Here is a 457-nt window from a genome sequence, read left to right as displayed (position 1 = left end):
ATCAACGCGAGGGCTTTCGCGACCCGCCGCGACGGTACGCGGCTTGCCTTTTTCCGGCCATCCAGTAAACCCCACCGCCTCCCGCGTACCTGTCGAGCGTCGCCACCACCCCCTGCAGAGGACGGCAGCGCAGGCTCTGAGCCTTGGGCTCGATCCTGTCAGGCCGGAGCGGCAGCTTCATGGGCCCGAGTACACGCGCAACACGCGTGCGGTATTCATGTCACATCCTTGGATGGCGGCGCGTAGCCCGGTCCGGGGCGTTGAAGCAGCTACCCGGGACGTCTAAGACACCCTCTTCTGTTCAGAAGAACTCTATTCGGAGTCCGGTTAGTGCGAAGGACTGAGCAGCGCCATGACGTCGTGGTTGTCGGCAGGTCCTGCCGCCTTCCCGGCGCTTCGTCTGTCGCTCAACTCTGGTCGAATCTGCTCGAAGGCCGCTGCTCGGTCACGGAGATAC

At 63.9% G+C, this 457-nt stretch carries 1 protein-coding gene; it reads left to right on the top strand.

All coding sequences use genetic code 11. The features are described 5' to 3' along the window. Positions 1-330: 330 nt before the first annotated feature. Positions 331-457: beta-ketoacyl synthase N-terminal-like domain-containing protein (locus tag AC2JF9_RS09090; RefSeq protein WP_500727120.1), on the top strand; the 127-nt coding region annotated here is incomplete at its 3' end.

Source organism: Lactobacillus sp. C449L (genome assembly GCF_059900815.1).
Note: the sequence above shows the minus strand (reverse complement) of the source record. Positions and strands in the feature narration are given on the sequence as shown.